Below are 18,955 nucleotides of genomic sequence, written 5' to 3' on the forward strand. Positions count from 1 at the left end.
CCCCCCACGGGTCGGTGCCTCCGCCGTACGAGCCGAGCGCACGTGCCACCAACTCCTCACCCAATCCGGTGCGTTCACCCGGGGCGTGGTACGAGTCGGCGGTGTCTATCAGCGTCACACCGGCGTCGAGCGCGGCGTGGACGGTGGCCACCGCCCGCGTCTCGTCGGGGCGGCCCTCGACGGAGAGGGGCATCGCTCCCAGGCCGATGGGCAGGACGCGCAGGTCACCCAGCGCACGTGGCTTCATGAAGGGGGAGAAATGGGAGTTCCGGCCTCCGCGCCGAAAGAACAACGGCATTCGCGGTCAGGCACCGAGGAAGCCTCGGGGGGCGCCTTCGACCCGGTCGACCGGCACATTCTGGAAATCATCCAGGCCGACGGCCGCATCACCCTCAGCGAACTCGGCAGGAGGGTCAGCCTCAGTCCGGCCGCGGTCGCCGAGAGGGTGCGGCGGCTGGAGTCGAGCGGCGTGATCACCGGTTACGGCGCGCATGTGTCACCGGCTCGGCTCGGCTACGGCATCCAGGCATTCATCCGGGTCAGCCCGTACGCCGGCCACGGCATCGGGCATCCGCGCTCCCGGGAGCTCTTCGCGCGGCCGGAGGTCCTGGAAGGACACCATGTCGTCGGCGGGGACTGCTGGATCCTCAAGGTGGCCACGAGGGACACCGTGCATCTGGAGGGCGTCCTCGAGCAGACCTCGGCGCTGGGGCGTACGACCACCTCGATCGTGCTCACCTCACCACGGGAGCGCCGGCCCCTGTCGCCCGCCGCCCGCCGGGCCTGAGCAGCGCCCCGGAAACCGGGAACCGAAACAAGAAATGCCCCGGTCGAATTGACGACCGGGGCATTTCCTCACGTATATTGGATGGCTCCGTGTGCGGGCATACCAAAATCGCGGGAAGCTTTAACAAATGCACTCTATCGCGTCGGGAGCTGAGTTGTCAACCGAGGAATTGCGGCAGGAACAGCAATTCGTCTCCGTCGTCCATGAGCGGCTCGACCAGCTCAGGGCGGAGGCCGAGGTCGCCGCGTCCGCCGTCGTCAAGCAGACCGGTACCGGACGGCAGGCGCGCGTCGAACGCGACATCGCCGTGATCGAGCACTCAGCCACGCTCGCCGCGCTCGACGCCGCCGACGCCGGGCTGTGCTTCGGGCGCATCGACCACCGGGACGGTGTGACGTACCACATCGGCCGCACCGGAATCCGGCGTGACGACCGCGAACGCACTCCGCTGCTGATCGACTGGCGGGCACCCGTGGCCCGGCCGTTCTATCTCGCGACCGGATACGAACCCATGGGGTTGCGGCGCCGCCGGCACATCACCACCGAAGGGCGTACCGTCACCGCTCTGCACGACGAAATCATGGACCTCAGCGACACCACCCGCACCGGGTACGAGTCGCATGACGCCGACGAGGTGCTGCTGGCCTCGCTCAACAGCGCCCGCACCGGGCGGATGGCGGACATCGTCGCGACCATCCAGGCCGAGCAGGACCGGATCATCCGCGCCCCGCAGCACGGGGTGCTCGTGGTGGAGGGCGGTCCCGGCACCGGAAAGACCGCCGTGGCGCTGCACCGGGCCGCGTATCTGCTGTACGCGTACCGGGAACAGCTGGCCAAGCGGGCCGTGCTGATCGTCGGTCCCAACCCCGCGTTCCTCGGCTACATCGGCGAGGTGCTGCCCTCGCTCGGTGAGACGGGTGTGCTGCTCGCGACCATCGGCGAACTGTTCCCCGGAGTGCACGCCACCGCCACCGAAAGCCCCGCGGCCGCGGCCGTGAAGGGCGGGGCCCGTATGGCGGGCGTGCTGGCCGAAGCGGTCCGGGACCGGCAGCAGGTGCCCGGGAAGGGTGAGCCGATCGTCATCCCGCACGACGACGGCGAGTTGACCCTGGACTGGGACATGGCCGTCGAGGCCCGGCACAAGGCCCGCGAGACCGGGCTGCCGCACAACCTCGCCCGTCCCTACTTCGTGTTCCACCTCATCGACGACCTCACCGCCCAGCTCGTGGACCGGATCGGGGCCGACCCCTACGGCGGCCCCAACTTCCTCGGACCCGACGACATCGCCCAGCTCGGAAAGGCCGTCGCCGCCAGCCCCGAGGTGCACTCCGCCATCGCCTCGCTGTGGCCGCCGCTCACACCCCGCGAGTTCCTCGCCGACTTCCTCGCCGATCCGGTGCACCTGGACGACGACGATGCCGCTCTGATCCGCCGCGGCCACGGCGCGCGGTCGGCGTGGACTCCGGCCGACGTGCCGCTGCTGGACGAGGCGGCCGAACTGCTCGGTGCCGACGACTCAGCGGCCCGTGCGGCCGCCGAGGCCGAGCGGGCCCGGCAGATCGCCTATGCGCAAGGCGTGCTCGATGTCTCGTACGCCTCCCGTACCTACGAGTTCGAGGACAAGGAGGACATCGACGCCGACGCCTCCGAGGTGCTGTCCGCGCACGACGTCATCGACGCCGAGCGGATGGCCGAGCGGCACGAGGAGCGCGACCACCGCAGCGCGGCCGAGCGGGCCGCCGCCGACCGCACCTGGGCCTTCGGCCACATCATCGTGGACGAGGCACAGGAACTGTCCGCCATGGCCTGGCGCTTGCTGATGCGGCGCAGCCCCAGCCGGTCGATGACCCTGGTCGGCGACCCGGCGCAGACCGCCGACGCGGCCGGGTGCGGCTCCTGGCAGGACATCCTCGGGCCGTACGTCCAGGACCGCTGGCAGCACACCAGGCTCGGGGTCAACTACCGTACGCCCGCCGAGATCATGGATCTGGCGGCAGCCGCCCTGCGGGTGAACCAGCCGGGCTTCGAGCCTCCGAGGTCCGTACGGTCCACCGGGACCATGCCCTGGGCCGAACGGGTAACGGAAGAAGACCGGGCCGCCGCGGTGCTCGCGGCCGTGGAGCGCGAGAAGCCCGCCGACGGGAGGCTGGCGGTGATCGCGCCGCGTGAGCTGCACGGGGAGCTGCGGGCGCTCGGCGACACGACGAGCGGGACCGTCGATCTGACCGGGACCGTCGACCTGACCAGGACCGTCGTGTTGCTCGACCCGAGACAGGCGAAGGGCCTGGAGTTCGACGCCGTGATCGTGGTGGAGCCGGCCCGTTTCGGGGACAGCGATCTGTATGTGGCGCTGACCCGGGCCACCCAGCGGCTGGGCCTGGTGCACACCGGAGAGCTGCCCGCAGCGCTCGCGGATCAGCCGGGGCGTTGAGCGGAACGGGGGCGAGCCGATCGACTCGCCCCCGTTCCGTGCGGCCGGTGCGGTGCGGCGCCGGGATCAGGCCGGCTTCAGCCACACCGTCGCGAGCGGCGGCAGCGTCAGCTGGATGCTGGTGCGCCGCCCGTGCGCGCCCACCTGCTCGGGCTTCAGCGGCTCCGCGTTGAGCACGTCGCTTCCGCCGAAGCGGGCCGCGTCCGTGTTCAGCACCTCGGCCCAGGCGGAGGCCGCGGGAGGCACGCCCAGCCGGTAGTCGCCCCGGACCACGGGCGAGAAGTTGGACACCGCGAGCAGCGGGCCCCCCTGCGCGTCGAAGCGCAGGAAGGCGAACACATTGTCCTCAGCGGCGCCCCCGTCCACCCATGCGAAGCCCTCGGGCAGGGTGTCCCGCTCCCACAGCGCCGGGGTCGCCCCGTACACCGCGTTCAGCTCGCGCACCAGGTCGCGCACGCCCCGGTGGTCGCCGGCCGAGTGGTAGGTCTCGTCCATCAACCACCACTCGGGGCCGTGTTCGTGCGACCACTCGGCGCCTTGGGCGAACTCCTGGCCCATGAAGAGCAGTTGCTTGCCCGGATGAGCCCACATGAAGCCCAGGTAGGCACGGTGGGTGGCCCGGCGCTGCCACCAGTCGCCGGGCATCTTCGACACCAGCGCCTGCTTGCCGTGCACCACCTCGTCATGCGAGATCGGCAGGACGTAGTTCTCGCTGTACGCGTAGACCATGGAGAAGGTCATCTCGTTGTGGTGGTACTTGCGGTGCACCGGCTCGTGCGTGACATAGCCGAGCGAGTCGTGCATCCAGCCCATGTTCCACTTCAGCCCGAAGCCGAGGCCGCCGAATCCGGCCGGTCCCGCATGGTGCGTCGGCCGGGTGACGCCGTCCCAGGCCGTGGACTCCTCGGCGATGGTGACCACCCCGGGGCAGCGCCGGTAGACCGTCGCGTTCATCTCCTGGAGGAAGGCCACCGCGTCCAGGTTCTCCCGCCCGCCGTGCTCGTTCGGGCTCCACTGGCCGTACTCGCGCGAGTAGTCCAGGTAGAGCATGGAGGCCACGGCGTCCACCCGCAGCCCGTCGATATGGAACTCCTCGCACCAGTACACGGCGTTGGCGACCAGGAAGTTGCGTACCTCCTTGCGGCCGTAGTCGAACTCCAGCGTGCCCCAGTCGGGGTGCGAGGCACGGGCCGGGTCCGTGTGCTCGTACAGCGGGCGCCCGTCGAACTCCGCCAGCGCCCAGTCGTCCCGGGGGAAGTGCGCCGGGACCCAGTCCATGATCACGCCGATGCCGGCCTGGTGCAGGGAGTCGACCAGGTACCTGAAGTCGTCCGGGGTGCCCATCCGGGCCGTAGGGGCGTAGAAGCCGGTCACCTGGTATCCCCAGGAACCCCCGAAGGGGTGCTCGGCGACCGGCATGAACTCCACATGAGTGAAGCCCATGTCCCTGACATAGGCGGGAAGCTGCTCCGCCAGCTGGCGGTAGGTCAGACCGGGGCGCCAGGAGGCCAGGTGGACCTCGTAGACGGAGAACGGGGCTTCGTGCACAGGGCGTTCACCGCGCCGGGCCATCCACTCCCCGTCGCCCCACGTATGCCGGGACGAGGTCACGACGGAGGCGTTCGCGGGCGGGACCTCGGTGTGGCGGGCCATGGGGTCGGCGCGTACGGTGTGCGAGCCGTCGGGTCGGGTGATGTCGAACTTGTAGAGGGCGCCCTCGCCCACCTCCGGTACGAACAGCTCCCACACCCCGGACGAGCCGAGTGAGCGCAGCGGGTGGGCCGTTCCGTCCCAGTGGTTGAAGTCCGCGACGAGCCGTACGCCCCGGGCGTTCGGAGCCCACACCGTGAATCGGGTGCCGGTCACACCCTGGTGGGTCATCGGGTGGGCGCCGAGCGCCCCCCAAAGCTCCTCGTGCCGCCCCTCGCCGATCAGATGCAGATCCAGCTCGCCCAGCGCCGGGAGGAAGCGGTACGGGTCGGCGAACTCGACAAGCGTGTCGTCGCCGTACCTGACCTGGAGCGAGTACTCGGGCACCTGCCGCATCGGCAGCACCCCCGAGAAGAAGCCGTCACCCTCCTCGTGCAGCTCGGCCCGCAGACCCTTGCCGAGCACGGTGACCGACTCGGCGTACGGGCGCAGGACCCGGATCACCACCCCGATCCTGGTCAGATGGGCGCCGAGCAGCCCGTGAGGATCGTGGTGGGCGCCGTGCAGCAGCCGTTCGCGGTCGGCGCCGGACAGCGGCTTGGCGGGCCGCACACCGTGGCTTCCCGTCGCGGCCTGCCGGGTGGCAGGCGGCTGGTCGGGCGCGGCCGGTCGAATGGACGCGGATTCCGCTGAGGCGGTGCGGTCGGCTGGCGTGCGGGGGGTCACGGGGACGGCCTCCTAGGCGCGTTGGGGGTGTGGGCAGTGGGCGGGCGTCATTGCCCCGGTCCGGCCAGCCGTTCGATCGCCGCCATGGGGACCGGTAGCCAGTCCGGCCGGTGGCGGGCCTCGTACACGACCTCGTACACCGCTTTGTCCGTCTCGTAGGCCCGCAGTAGCTCGGGCTCCGCCCGGGGGTCGGTGCCGCACGCTTCCGCGTAGCCCTCGCAGTAGGCCGCGCGGCAGCGGGCCGCCCATGCCGGGTTCCAGGGGCGGTGCGAGCGGGCCGCGTAGTCGAAGGAGCGCAGTATCCCGGCGATGTCGCGGACAGGCGGCTGCATCCGGCGGCGCTCGGCGGGCGGGCGGGCCGGTTCGCCTTCGAAGTCGATCACCGACCAGAGCCCGTCGGGGGTGCGCAGGGTCTGGCCCAGGTGCAGGTCGCCGTGGATGCGTTGGGCGTGTCCGCCGCGGCAGAGCTCGGCCTTGTCGATCGCGTCGAAGGCGTCACGCAGCCCGCGCGCGTACGGCAGCAGTGCGGGCACCGCGCGTACCGCCGCGTCGAGCCGTTCGTTCATCGCCGTCGCCAGGTGCCAGGTCTGGGCCCGGCTCAGGGTCATCACCGGCAGTGCCGCGGCCAGGGCGGTGTGTACTTCGGCGGTGGCCCGGCCCAGTGCCTGGGCCTCGTCGGTGAAGTCGCGGTCGGCGGCCAGCGCCTTCAGGGCGAGCTGCCAGCCGTCCTGCGAGCCGCGCAGATAGGGCTGGAGCACCCCGAGTGTCGCGGGCTCCGGTGTCGCCGACTCGTACCAGGCGACGGGCGCGGGCACCCGCTCGCAGCCCGCGCGGGCGAGGGCGAGCGGCAGTTCCAGATCCGGGTTGATGCCCGGATACACTCGACGGAAGATCTTGAGGATGTACGAATCTCCGTACACGAGCGATGAGTTGGACTGCTCGGCGTCCAGGATCCGGGCGGGCAGGCCGCCGACCACCGGCACCGCCTGGTCGAAGCGGAGTGTGCCGAACCGGCCGGGAGTGCGCAACCGTTCCAGCAGCAGTCCGGCGAGCCGAGGGTCGTGCAGCCCCTCGTAGACGGTGCGGCCGGTCAGCGGGCCCTCACCCAGTCGGCCGATCAGCGCGGACGCGAGATGGGGCGGCAGGGTCGTCCGCACCCCGAGCAGCAGCTGGTAGCAGTCGGCGCTCTCACGCCCCGCTGCCTTGCCGCCCGCGGGCCCGGGGTGCTGGACGCGGATCAGCAGATGAAGCAGGCCGGGGTTCGTGGAGTCGACCGGCAGCAGCTCGGCGGCCGACACCAGTGAGAAGCCGGCGACGGGGCGCCCCTTGCCCGCGAACCAGCGCTGCCGGGGCAGCCACTGGTGGAGCAGGGGGGTGAGTGAGGGAAGCAGAGCCACGGGGGTCCGGGTGGATGCAGCCTCCGACATGGCATCGCGTCCTTTCCCCGGGCACACCACAGGTTGCGAAGAGTGTCCCGGATTGCGGTAAATATAGGCTGTCCGGGCTGTGCGTGGGGGTCCCCCCCGCCGATGGGAGGGGGAATGTCGATCGAGGATGGTCCGTACGGACTCGGTGCGCCCGCACGGACGCGGGTACGGCGCGGGTATGAGGAGGAGCGTGCCCCGTGCGGGGCGGTGCAACCGCCCCGCAGCCGAGATGGCATGTGCCTCGGTCACGCCTGCTTCGGCATGGTTCCCTTGACAACCGCATCCGGGGCCTCGGCCTGGCCCTCGGGTTCCCCCGAGAGCGCCGGCACGGCCTTCAGCGGCTCCTTCGCGGGCTCCTTGCGCAGCCGGAACCAGTAGAAGCCGTGTCCGGCCAGGGTCAGCAGATAGGGCCACTCGCCGATCGCGGGGAAGCGCACCCCGCCGATCAGCTCCACCGGATGGCGGCCGTTGTAGCGCCGCAGGTCCAGCTCCGTGGGCTGGGCGAACCGCGAGAAGTTGTTGACGCACAGCACCAGGTCGTCACCGCCCCTGTCGGTGGCCGGCATCTCCCGCAGGAAGGCCAGTACGGCGGGGTTGGACGAGGGCAGCTCGGTGTAGGAGCCGAGTCCGAAGGCCGGGTTCTGCTTGCGGATCTCGATCATCCGCCGGGTCCAGTGCAGCAGTGACGACGGCGAGGCCATCGACGCCTCGACATTGGTCACCTGGTAGCCGTAGACCGGGTCCATGATGGTCGGCAGATACAGTCGGCCGGGATCGCAGGAGGAGAATCCGGCGTTGCGGTCCGGTGTCCACTGCATCGGGGTGCGCACCGCGTCCCGGTCGCCGAGCCAGATGTTGTCGCCCATCCCGATCTCGTCGCCGTAGTAGAGGATCGGCGAACCGGGCAGTGACAGCAGCAGGGCGGTGAACAGCTCGATCTGATTGCGGTCGTTGTCCAGCAGCGGGGCGAGCCGGCGCCTGATCCCGATGTTGGCGCGCATCCGCGGGTCCTTGGCGTACTCCGCGTACATGTAGTCGCGCTCTTCGTCGGTGACCATTTCGAGGGTGAGTTCGTCGTGGTTGCGCAGGAAGATGCCCCACTGGCAGTTGTCCGGGATCTCGGGGGTCTTGGCCAGGATCTCGGAGACCGGATAGCGCGACTCCCGCCGCACCGCCATGAAGATCCGCGGCATCACAGGGAAGTGGAACGCCATATGGCATTCGTCGCCGCCCGCCGAGTAGTCCCCGAAGTAGTCGACCACGTCCTCGGGCCACTGGTTGGCTTCCGCCAGCAGCACCGTGTCCGGGTAGTGGGCGTCGATCTCCTTGCGCACCCGCTTCAGGAACTCGTGAGTCGCCGGAAGGTTCTCGCAGTTGGTGCCTTCCTCCTGGTAGAGGTACGGCACGGCATCGAGGCGGAAGCCGTCGATGCCGAGGTCGAGCCAGAAACGCAGGGCCGCCATGATCTCGTCCTGGACGGCGGGGTTCTCGTAGTTGAGGTCCGGCTGGTGGGAGAAGAAGCGGTGCCAGTAGTACTGCTTGCGGACCGGGTCGAAGGTCCAGTTGGAGGTCTCGGTGTCGATGAAGATGATCCGGGCGTCCTGGTACTGCTTGTCGTCGTCCGCCCAGACGTAGTAGTCCCCGTACGGGCCATCCGGGTATTTGCGCGACTCGAGGAACCACGGGTGCTGGTCGCTGGTGTGGTTCATGACGAAGTCGATGATGACCCGCATCCCGCGCTGGTGCGCGGCGTCCACGAACTCCACGAAGTCGGCGAGGTCGCCGAAGTCGGGGAGCACGGACGTGTAGTCGGCGACGTCGTAACCGCCGTCGCGCAGGGGGGACTTGAAGAACGGCGGGAGCCACAGGCAGTCGACGCCCAGCCACTGGAGGTAGTCCAGCTTGCCGGTGATGCCCTTGAGGTCGCCGATGCCGTCGCCGTTGCTGTCGTGGAAGGACCGTACGAGCACCTCGTAGAACACGGCGCGTTTGAACCAGTCGGGGTCCCGGTCCTTCGCGGGGGTGTCCTCGAAGAGGTCGTGGACGGGCTCGTTGACGATCATGATGTGGGTGACCCTCCGGTCGGCGGGGACGGTCGCAGGACCACGATGTGCGCGGGCGTGACGCCCGGCTCAAGGCGCACATAGGCGGTCCTGCCCCAGTGGTAGGTCTCGCCGGTGAGCTCGTCGCGCACCGGTACGGGCTCGTGCCAGTCGAGGCCGAGTTCCGGCATGTCAAACGAGACCGTTGCCTCCTGGGTGTGGTGGGGGTCGAGATTGACGACCACCAGGACGGTGTTCGAGCCGGATCGCTTGCTGTAGGCGATCACGGCGTCGTTGTCGGCGTGATGGAAGCGCAGATTGCGTAGTTGCTGGAGCGCGGGGTGGCGGCGCCTGATCCGGTTGAGCTCGGTGATCAGGGGCGCGATGCCGCGGCCCTCACGTGCGGCCGATTCCCAGTCCCTGGGGCGCAGTTGGTACTTCTCCGAGTCCAGGTACTCCTCACAGCCCGGCCTCAGTGGGGTGTTCTCGCACAGCTCGTACCCCGCGTAGACGCCCCAGGCGGGGGAGAGGGTCGCGGCGAGCACCGCGCGCGCCTCGAAGGCGGGACGGCCGCCCTCCTGGAGGTAGGCGTGCAGGATGTCCGGGGTGTTCACGAAGAAGTTCGGGCGCATGTAGGCGGCGGTCTCGCCGGTGAGCTCCGTCAGGTACTCGGTGAGCTCGTGCTTGGTGTTGCGCCAGGTGAAGTACGTGTACGACTGCTGGAAGCCCACCGCGGCCAGGGTGTGCATCATCGCCGGGCGGGTGAAAGCCTCGGCGAGGAACACGACGTCAGGGTCGGTGCGGTTGACCTGCCCGATCACCGACTCCCAGAAGACCACCGGTTTGGTGTGCGGGTTGTCGACCCGGAAGATCCGCACTCCGTGTGCCATCCAGTGCCGCAGCACCCGCACCGTCTCCCTGACCAGTCCCTCCATGTCGCGGTCGAAGGCGATCGGGTAGATGTCCTGGTACTTCTTCGGAGGGTTCTCGGCGTAGGCGATGGTGCCGTCCGGGCGGTGGTGGAACCACTCGGGGTGCTTCTCCACCCACGGGTGGTCGGGGGAGCACTGGAGCGCGAAGTCCAGTGCGACCTCAAGGCGCAGCTCCCTGGCACAACGCACGAAGGCGTCGAAGTCCTCGATAGTGCCGAGGTCCGGGTGCACCGCGTCATGGCCCCCTTCCGGGGAGCCGATCGCCCAGGGCACCCCGACATCGCCGGGGCCGGCGTTCAGGCTGTTGTTGGGGCCCTTGCGGAAGGTGGTGCCGACGGGGTGGATGGGTGGCAGGTAGACCACGTCGAAACCCATCGCGGCAATGGCCGGAAGGCGTTGGGCGGCTGTCCGGAAAGTGCCGGAGACCAGCTGCCCGTCCTCCCCTTCCGCCGGGCGCGCGCCCTCGGAGCGCGGGAAGAACTCGTACCACGAGCCGAACAGCGCGCGCCGGCGCTCCACCTGGAGCGGCAACGGCTCGCCGGCGCTGACCAGCTCGCGCAGCGGGTGGCGGGAGAGCACCTCGGTGACCTCGGCGGCGAGCGCGGCGGCGAGCCGCTCCCCGGGGCCACGACGCTCGTCCCGCAGTGCGTCGGCCGCGCCGAGCACCGCCTCCCGGCCGTCCGTCTTCGGCACCCCGGCGGCGGCACGTTCGTGCAGCTCGGCGCCCTCGGCGAGAACCAGCTCGATGTCGACGCCGGCCGGGATCTTGATTCCCGCGTGCCGCCGCCAGGTGGTCAGCGGATCGCTCCACGCCTCGACGGCGTACGTCCAGCGGCCCTCGCTGACGGGAGTGACATCGGCTCCCCAGCGGTCGCTGCCGGGCGCCAGCTCACGCATCGGCGTCCAGGGCCCGGGCCGTCCGTGCGGGTCCACCAGGACCACATTGGCGGCGACCGCGTCATGGCCTTCCCGGAAGACGGTGGCGGAGACCTGGAAGGCCTCCCCGGCCACCGCCTTGGCGGGCCTTCTGCCGAGATCGACGAGGGGGCGGACGTCCAGGACGGGAATACGGCCAATCAGCGGTTTCACGGCATCACCTGGGGGCTGGGCGGGCGTGGCTGGTCGAGGTAGGGGCTCCGCGCACGGGGCGCGGAGTTCTTCGAGCACGTGTTCGCGGAGGTCTCCGTGCGCGTGTTGTTCGTACGGGTGCTGTTCTTTGTAACCGCTCGGTCGGCGACTGGCGGGCTGCGGGCATGGCCGCTCCTGTCCGCGTTCACTCGAATAGCTGTGTGGTAGCCGTCTGGGGAAGCGCGCGCCGGTGCGTACCGGGGGAGCCTTCCCCGTCCTGTGGTTGCTTAACTACTAGGAGTCAGCGAAGGGGACAAGCACCCCGACAGCACGGCGCACCGCCCGGGGGCCGAAGCCCCCGGGCGGTGCGCGGGATGGTTGTCGCCGGGTTCGGTTGTCGCTGAGGTGCTGTCAGCCGGCCTACGGGAAGGTCAGCTTGAAGTTGTTGATGTACCCGGTGTCATAGCGGGCGACATCCTGGACCTTGAGGCCCCAGGTGCCGTTCGCGACCTCGCTGGACGCGTTCACCGTGTAGGTGGCGACCACGTTGTCCGCCCAGTCGCTGCCGCTGGAGTTCTTCAGCCGGTAGGTCGAACCGTCCGGGGCCACCAGGTCGATGACCAGGTCACCGCGCCAGGTGTGGACGATGTCGACGTCGACCTTGAGAGCGGACGGGGCGTTGCCGGTGATACCGGTGACGCTGACCGTGGACGTGGCGGTGCCCAGGTCCGGGATGTTCACGTTGGCGGAGTTCTCGAAGACCTTGCCGGTGCCCGGGTCGCCGCCGCCGTAGCGGGCGCCGACGTTGATGCCGGCCCAGGCGTTGGTCACGGCCTGCGTCTCGGCGCTGGTGGCGCCGTACAGCTCGGTGGCGACGGCTATGGTGCCGGTGCGCGCCGCGGCGTAGTTGGTCGAGGAGGTGAACTTGGTGGTGAGCGCCTTGAACCAGATCAGGGACGCCTTGTCGCGGCCGATACCGGTGACCGGCAGGCCGTCGGATGTCGGCGAGTCGTAGTTCACGCCGTTGATGGTCTTGGCGCCGCTGCCCTCGGAGAGCAGGTAGTACCAGTGGTTCGCCGGGCCGGACGAGTAGTGGACGTCGATGCCGCCGATGCCCGAGTACCACGAGTCCTTGGACGCTCCGTCCTTGCTCGGCTTGTCCATGTAGCGCAGCGGGGTGCCGTTGCCGTTGATGTCGATCTTCTCGCCGACGAGGTAGTCGCCCTTGTCCTGGGCGTTGTTGGCGTAGAACTCGACCGCGGCGGCGAAGATGTCGGACGTCGCTTCGTTGAGGCCGCCGGACTCACCGCTGTAGATCAGCTTGGCGGTGTTGGCGGTGACGCCGTGCGTCATCTCGTGCGCGGCCACGTCGATCGACGTCAGCGGCTTGGCGTTGCCCGAGCCGTCGCCGTAGGTCATGCAGAAGCAGCTGTCGGACCAGAAGGCGTTGACGTAGTTGTTGCCGTAGTGGACCCGGGAGTACGCGCCGACGCCGTCACCCTTGATGCCGCTGCGGCCCTGCACGTTCTTGTAGTAGTCCCAGGTGAGCGCCGCGCCGAAGTGGGCGTCCGCGCCCGCGGTCTCGGCGTTCGATGCGGTGCCGTCGCCCCAGATGTCGTCGCTGCCGGAGAACAGCGTTCCGGTGCCGGACGTGCCGCGGTTCAGGTTGTTCGTCTTGTGGTTGCCGCGTGTGGTGTCGGTGAGCGTGTACGACGGCGCGGTGCCCAGCGTCACCTGGCCGCTGTACTGCGTGTTGCCGGTACCGGTGTTGACGGCCTGCCACTCGTAGAGCTTCTTGCCGGTGGCGGCGTCGGTGACCACGTGCAGCTCGTTCGGGGTGCCGTCGTGCTGGAGGCCGCCGACGACGGTCTCGTAGGCGAGCGTCGGCGTGCCCTGGGCCATCCAGACCACCTTGCGGGGGGCGCTCTGGGCGGAGGTGCTCTTCGAGCCCTCGGCGCGGGCGGCTGCGACCGCTTGCTTCTTGGCGGTCGCCGGGGCGACGTCGGCGGTGGTGGCGATGTTCTTGAGCGCCGACTGGGAAGCCCTGGAGACCGACCTGGTCGCCCCGGCCTTCGTCTCCGCGACCACGAGGTCGCCACCGAGCACCGGAAGACCGGCGTAGGTGCGCTCGTACCGCGTGTGGACGGTGCCGTCGCGGTCCTGGGTGACATCGCGGACGACCAGCTTCTCCTGGGCGGTGAGACCCAGTTCCTTGGCGGTGGCCGCCGTGGTGGCGGTGGCCTTGCTGATCAGCTCGGCCCGCTGGGCGGGGGTGAGTTGGGCGGGAAGGGCGCCGGTGTTGCGGGCCAGGGTCTGGTTGGCCGCTGCTGCCTGCTCGTCGGCGGCGGTGGCGGAACCGGTCTGGATTCCGACGGCGAGCATGGCGGCGGTGGCGAGCAGCGCGCCGGTGGCGGTTGCACGACGGCGTCTGGGCATGGGTCTCACGCGAGACTCCTTCTGCGAGGGGGGTACCGGACGGCTGGGTGGGCCGTTCGGGCAGAGCAGCTGAGCACGAGTTGTGAAGGCTGTGAAGCTGCGGTGCATGCAGAGCGTGCGGAGCATGTGGTGCGTGGATCGGGGGAAGCGTGGCAGGTATCACAGGCCCCTGTCAGGGGCCTGTCAACATATTGGCCGGAAACCGTCCGTTCCCCGAAACGTCATGTTCGTTAAGCGGACGTTTCTCCGGTGATCACCGCCAGGTCATCGCGGCAGGTCGACGCCCTCCTTTACCCTCTGCGGCGCCGTATACGGTGCCGTACCGTCCGCATGGCGGGCAGAGGATACGGGCCACCCGGCACCAGGCATGTGTGAAGTGGCCGAATTCCCGCAGGGTGACGGGTGTTTCGTGGATGCGGCGGCGTCGATACGGCGTCGAGGCCGGCCGGCCGACGGTCGGCCCCGTCGGCCCCGTCGGCCGCCCGGCCGTCGGCTCGGGAGGCCTCAGGTCCTGCCTCAGGTCCTGGGGTCCACCCAGAGTGCCTGGGACACCGCGCACAGCTCCCCGTCGGCCGTGCTCACGGCGACGGCCATCGTGTGCTTGCGGCCGGACTCCGAGAGCAGCCAGGCGTACGAGATGTAGCGCTCCCCGGCCACCAGCGGGCGCAGCAGTGTGCCGGTGAGCGAAGCAGTCACCGCTCCTGCCCGCTGCGTACCCAGCGACCGGCCCGCCGCAAAGCCCGGGCAGTCCAGGGCTCCCCATACCAGCTCGGTGGGCAGCGTCCCGTCATCCGCCGCGAGAGTCGGGGATGGCACCCATGCGGTCGCCACCAGCTCGCGTCCCGGTACCACGGTGCAGTGCTGGCGAAGCCCACGCTCCGGCGTGCGTTCCGGGCCGCAACCGAAGCAGTCCACCGACCCCGGCGGCGGGTCCGCGCGATACGCCTCGGCCGCCGCGAGCGCCTCGTCCCAGGAGGGTGCGTCCGGTACGGCGAGTGCGCTGAGCGGGGCCGCGTCGACCGGGATCGCCGTGGTCAGCGGCTGCCCCGGTTCCCCCAACTCCGCGCCCCCGGCGTCCGTCGTGGAGATCCGCACCTCCGACCCCACGGGCACCGGTCCCCGAAAGTCCACCCGTACCGCGTCGGCAGCGGAGCGTCGGGCGAGCACTCCCGCGACATAGCCGCCGAAGGCGACCCCCGGATAGCCGCTGTAGAGCGGCGGAACCACGATCACATCAGTCGTCATGACCCGCACCCCACCACACGTGGCGCGGGTGACCGCGGCCGCCCCCGATGCGGATGGAGTGCATTCCGGCGAAAGCGGTCCGAGAGCGACGATCCTGGTCCAGGTGCTTCCGGCCTCGGCGAGTGCGTATGCCCTGATGGGACGGATGCTGACCCTCATGGAGTTCGAGGACGCACCGCCGACCGCCTGTACGGAGGCCGTGCATTCGGGAGTCCGCAGCTACAGCGACGACAACGGCGGCAGCTGCCTCGAAGTCCTCGACGGTATTCCCGGTGCCGTTCCCGTGCGTGACAGCAAGGTCCCCGACGGCCCGGTGCTCGTCGTACCGGCCGCTGCCCGGAACGCGTTCGTCGTCGGCGTGGTCACCGGGGGCTGAGCATCGGAATGCCCTCCCGACCGCACCTTGGTCCGCTCGGGAGGGCGTCGCCGGGGGTCCCGACGCTCGGGCAGGTCACACCAGACTGTCCCGCCACGCCTGGTGCAGATCCGCGAACCGGCCCGCCCCGCTGATCAGTTCCGCCGGACTGCCGTCCTCCACGATCCGGCCGTGCTCCATCACCAGGATCCGGTCCGCGACCTCCACCGTCGACAGCCGGTGGGCGATCACCACGGCCGTACGGCCGCGCAGCACCGTGTCCATGGCCCGCTGCACCGCGCGCTCACCCGGGATGTCCAGCGAACTGGTCGCCTCGTCCAGGATCAGCACGGCGGGATCGGCGAGCAGCGCCCGGGCGAAGGCCACCAACTGGCGCTGGCCCGCCGAGATCCGGCCACCCCGCTTGCGGACGTCCGTGTCATAGCCGTCGGGCAGCGCGCTGATGAAGTCATGCGCGCCGATCGCCTTGGCCGCCTGCTCGATCTCCGCGCGGCTCGCGTCCGGTCGGCCGATCGCGATGTTGTCGGCGATCGTGCCGGTGAACAGGAACGCCTCCTGGGTCACCATCACCACCCCGCGCCGCAGTTCGGGGAGCGGCAGGTCGCGCAGATCGACCCCGTCCAGCAGCACCCGCCCGTCGGTCGGGTCGTAGAACCGTGCCAGCAGTTTGGCCAGGGTGGACTTGCCCGCGCCCGTCGAGCCGACGACCGCCACCGTCTGCCCGGCCGGGATGTTCAGGCCGAAGCGGGGGAGCACCTCGCCCCCGGTGCGATACGCGAAGCGCACGTCATCGAAGACGACGGCCCGGCCGGGGGCGGTGTCGCCGTCGGGGCGAGAGGGCAGCCGCATCGGGTGCTCCGGCTCAGGGACGCTCGGGCTCTGGGCCAGCAGGCCCGCGATCTTCGCCAGTGAGGCCGCCGCCGACTCGTACGAGTTCAGGAACATGCCCAGCCGGTCGATCGGGTCGTACAGCCGCCGTACGTACAACACCGCGGCGGCGAGCACGCCCAGCGCCAGGGTGCCGACGCTCACCCGATACGCGCCCCACAGCACCATGCCGGCGACGGCCGTGTTGGCGACCAGCCGGGAGCCGACCACATAGCGGGCCATCTCCAGGAGAGCGTCCCCGTTGCTCCGGGCGTGCTGCTGGTTCAGTGTCCGGAAGCGGTCCTCATTGCTGCGCTCCCTACGGAACGCCCGCACCGGCCTGATGCCGTTCATCGTCTCGGCGAACTTCACGATGACGGCCGCGATGGCCGTGGAGCGGTCGGCGAACACCACTGCCGCGCGCCGCCGGTAGAACCGGACGAGCAGGTACAGCGGCACGAAGCTCGCCACGGCCACCGCGCCGATGCCGAGATCCAGCCAGAGCAGCATGGCCGAGATGTAGACGAAGGAGAGGACGACGCCGATCAGCTCCTGGAGGCCCTCGCTGAGGAGTTCCCTCAGGGACTCGACATCGCTCGTGGAGCGGGAGATCAACCGGCCAGAGGTGTAGCGCTCGTGGAAATCCACGCTGAGCACCTGCGCGTGGCGGAAGATCCTGCCGCGCAGGTCGAGCAGCACATCCTGGTTGACGCGGGCGGACACGCGGATGAAGCCGTACTGGAACAGGCCCGACGCGACCGCGCAGACCGTGTACGCCACGGCGACGGCCACCAGCGGCCCGTGGTCGCCGCGCGCGATCGCCGGTACGGCGCTGTCGATCGCGTAGGCGACGAGCAGCGGCCCGGCCTGGGCGGCGGCCTGCTGCAGCAGCAACAGCACCGCGGCCAGTGCCGCGGTGGCACGGCGGGGTGCCAGCAGCGATCTCAGCAGGGCCCCGGTGGCGCCCTTCGGGGCGGGAAGGGCGTCATGGTCGAAAGGATCGTGACCGGGCGCTTCGGGGCGGTCCGCGCGGACCGGATGGTCCGCTTCGGGGCGGTCCTCGACGCCCGTGCCCGTATCGGCTTCCCGGGGTGTGGTGGTCGATGAGCTCATCGGACGTGCTCCTCGGCGTGGCTGCCCGACATCAGCCAGGCGTATTCGGTGTTGTCCCGCAGCAGTTCATGGTGGGTGCCCACGGCTGCGATCCGGCCGCCCGACAGCAGAGCGACCCGGTCGGCGAGCAGCACCGTGGAAGGCCGGTGCGCCACGACGAGCGCGGTCGTGTCGCGGAGTACGCGTCTGAGCGCGGCCTCCACCAGAGCCTCGGTGTGCACGTCCAGCGCCGACAGCGGGTCGTCGAGCACCAGGAAGCGGGGCTCGCCCACGACCGCCCGCGCGAGCGCGAGCCGTTGGCGCTGGCCGCCGGACAGGCTCAACCCCTGCTCGCCCACCTGGGTGTGGACACCCTGCGGCAGCGCGTCCACGAAGTCGGCCTGCGCCACGTCAAGGGCACGCCGCAACTGCTCTTCGCCGGCGCTGCCGTCGGCACCCATCAGCACGTTCTCGCCGACACTCGCCGAGAACAGCGTGGGCTCCTCGAAGGCCATGGACACCAGCCGACGCAACTCGTCGCGCGGCATGGCGGCGATGTCCCGACCGTCGAGAGTGATCCGGCCGGCGGTCACCTCGTACAGCCGCGGAACCAGCGCCGTCAGCGTGGTCTTTCCCGATCCGGTGGTGCCGACCAGCGCCATCGTCTCCCCGGGGCGTACGTGGAGATCGATCCGCCCCAACGCGGGTGGTGAGCCGGGCGCGGCGTCCGGGTAGCGGAACTCGACCGCGTCGAAGACCAGTCCGCCGGTGGGCCGCGCGGCGGTGGCTCCCGTCGGCGCCTCCCGCTTTTCGGCCCCTGCCCCGGGGCGCTCGGGATGCGCGGATGTCCCGGGTTTCGCCCGCGCATCCGACTCCTCCCGCGCGTCCAGCACCTCGAAGAAGCGGTCCGTCGCCGTCGCCGCCTCCTGGCTCATGGCCAGCAGGAAGCCGATCGACTCGACCGGCCACCGCAGCGCGAGAGCGATCGACAGGAAGGCGACGAGCGTGCCCGCGGAGAGCGCGCCTTCGGAGACCTGGACGGTGCCGAGTACCAGGGCCGCGCCGACGGCCAGCTCGGGCGCCGCCATGATGACGGCCCAGATGCCCGCCAGCATCCTGGCCTTGAGCAGCTCGGTGCCCCGCAGCCGCTCGGCCAGGGCGCGGAAGACCGCGGCCTGGTTGCGGTGCCGTCCGAAGCCCTTGATGACGCGGATGCCGAGCACACTCTCCTCGACCACCGTCGTCAGATCGCCCACCTGGTCCTGAGCTGTGCGAGCCGCACCGGAGTACCGCTTCTCGAACATCGACAGAAGCACCATCAGCGGGGCCGCGGGCACCAGCAGGATGAGGCCCAGCGTCCAGTCCTGCGCCAGCAGGATCGCTGCGCCGGCCAGGAGGGTCACGCCGTTGACCAACAGGAAGGTCAGCGGGAAGGCGAGGAACATCCGCACCAGCATCAGGTCCGTCGTCCCGCGCGACAGCAGCTGGCCCGATGGCCAGCGGTCGTGGAAGGCCACCGGAAGCCGTTGCAGATGCCGGAACAGATCGGCCCGCATCTCCGCTTCCACACCCGCCAGAGGGCGAGCCACCAGCCAGCGCCGGAACCCGAAGAGCACCGCTTCCGCGATGCCCAGCAGCAGCACGTACAGCGCCCCGAGCCACACCCCGTCCGTGTCCCGATCGGCGACCGGCCCGTCCACGAGCCACTTGAGGACGAGCGGGATCACCAGGCTCAGACAGGACGCGATGATCGCGATCACCGCGGCGGTGAACAGCCGGGCCCGCACCGGCCGTACATAGGGCCACAGCCGCAGCAGGGAACGCACGACGGACCGGTCATCGGAGGGGGTGTGTGTGGTGGACATCAGGTGCGAGC

General features: G+C 70.2%; 11 protein-coding genes and 1 pseudogene. 3 read left to right on the top strand and 9 right to left on the bottom strand.

Features of this window, described 5'->3' with window-relative positions:
- Positions 1-10 precede the first annotated feature (10 nt).
- Positions 11-247: pseudogene (locus tag V1460_RS08260) on the bottom strand (aldo/keto reductase); the annotation flags it as partial.
- A gap of 12 nt (positions 248-259) precedes the next feature.
- On the opposite strand from V1460_RS08260, the gene V1460_RS08265 reads away from it, so the two are divergent.
- Entirely contained in the window at positions 260-787 is a 528-nt protein-coding gene (locus V1460_RS08265; protein ID WP_338677966.1) for an Lrp/AsnC family transcriptional regulator, read from the top strand.
- A 154-nt stretch (positions 788-941) separates the two neighbouring features.
- Complete coding sequence (locus V1460_RS08270; protein WP_338673051.1) at positions 942-3,218, top strand: ATP-binding domain-containing protein; 2,277 nt, start codon at positions 942-944, stop codon at positions 3,216-3,218.
- A gap of 66 nt (positions 3,219-3,284) precedes the next feature.
- On the opposite strand, the gene glgB is transcribed toward V1460_RS08270, so the two are convergent.
- The 6 genes from glgB to V1460_RS08300 form a co-directional block, all read right to left on the bottom strand.
- A complete protein-coding gene (gene glgB / locus V1460_RS08275; protein WP_338677968.1) occupies positions 3,285-5,543 on the bottom strand; it encodes a 1,4-alpha-glucan branching enzyme in 2,259 nt (752 codons plus the stop codon).
- Between the two features lie 98 nt (positions 5,544-5,641).
- Positions 5,642-7,021: a maltokinase N-terminal cap-like domain-containing protein gene (locus V1460_RS08280; protein ID WP_338673052.1), complete on the bottom strand. Its 1,380-nt coding sequence runs from the start codon at positions 7,019-7,021 to the stop codon at positions 5,642-5,644.
- A gap of 245 nt (positions 7,022-7,266) precedes the next feature.
- On the bottom strand, positions 7,267-9,084 hold the full coding sequence (treS, locus tag V1460_RS08285) for a maltose alpha-D-glucosyltransferase (RefSeq protein WP_338673053.1): 1,818 nt from the start codon (positions 9,082-9,084) through the stop codon (positions 7,267-7,269).
- Positions 9,081-11,075: an alpha-1,4-glucan--maltose-1-phosphate maltosyltransferase gene (locus V1460_RS08290; RefSeq protein WP_338677969.1), complete on the bottom strand. Its 1,995-nt coding sequence runs from the start codon at positions 11,073-11,075 to the stop codon at positions 9,081-9,083. The genes treS and V1460_RS08290 overlap by 4 nt, the downstream gene beginning before the upstream one ends.
- A 408-nt stretch (positions 11,076-11,483) precedes the next feature.
- Positions 11,484-13,499 carry a M4 family metallopeptidase gene (locus V1460_RS08295; RefSeq protein ID WP_338677970.1) on the bottom strand — a complete coding sequence of 672 codons (2,016 nt, stop codon included), beginning with the start codon at positions 13,497-13,499 and terminating at the stop codon, positions 11,484-11,486.
- A gap of 516 nt (positions 13,500-14,015) precedes the next feature.
- A complete protein-coding gene (locus V1460_RS08300) occupies positions 14,016-14,744 on the bottom strand; it encodes a hypothetical protein (protein WP_338673055.1) in 729 nt (242 codons plus the stop codon).
- Between V1460_RS08300 and V1460_RS36245 the strand changes: the two genes are divergently transcribed.
- The gene (locus tag V1460_RS36245) at positions 14,743-15,120 is read left to right on the top strand and encodes a DUF397 domain-containing protein (RefSeq protein WP_407077423.1); all 378 of its coding nucleotides are present in this window, start codon (positions 14,743-14,745) and stop codon (positions 15,118-15,120) included. The two genes, V1460_RS08300 and V1460_RS36245, sit on opposite strands and share 2 nt — an antisense overlap.
- Before the next feature lie 75 nt (positions 15,121-15,195).
- On the opposite strand, the gene V1460_RS08310 is transcribed toward V1460_RS36245, so the two are convergent.
- Positions 15,196-17,100 carry an ABC transporter ATP-binding protein gene (locus V1460_RS08310; RefSeq protein ID WP_338673057.1) on the bottom strand — a complete coding sequence of 635 codons (1,905 nt, stop codon included), beginning with the start codon at positions 17,098-17,100 and terminating at the stop codon, positions 15,196-15,198.
- Entirely contained in the window at positions 17,097-18,944 is a 1,848-nt protein-coding gene (locus V1460_RS08315) for an ABC transporter ATP-binding protein (protein ID WP_338673059.1), read from the bottom strand. Before V1460_RS08315 ends, V1460_RS08310 begins: the two co-directional genes overlap by 4 nt.
- Positions 18,945-18,955: the final 11 nt, after the last annotated feature.

It is taken from the genome of Streptomyces sp. SCSIO 30461, assembly GCF_037023745.1.
Lineage (GTDB): Bacteria > Actinomycetota > Actinomycetes > Streptomycetales > Streptomycetaceae > Streptomyces.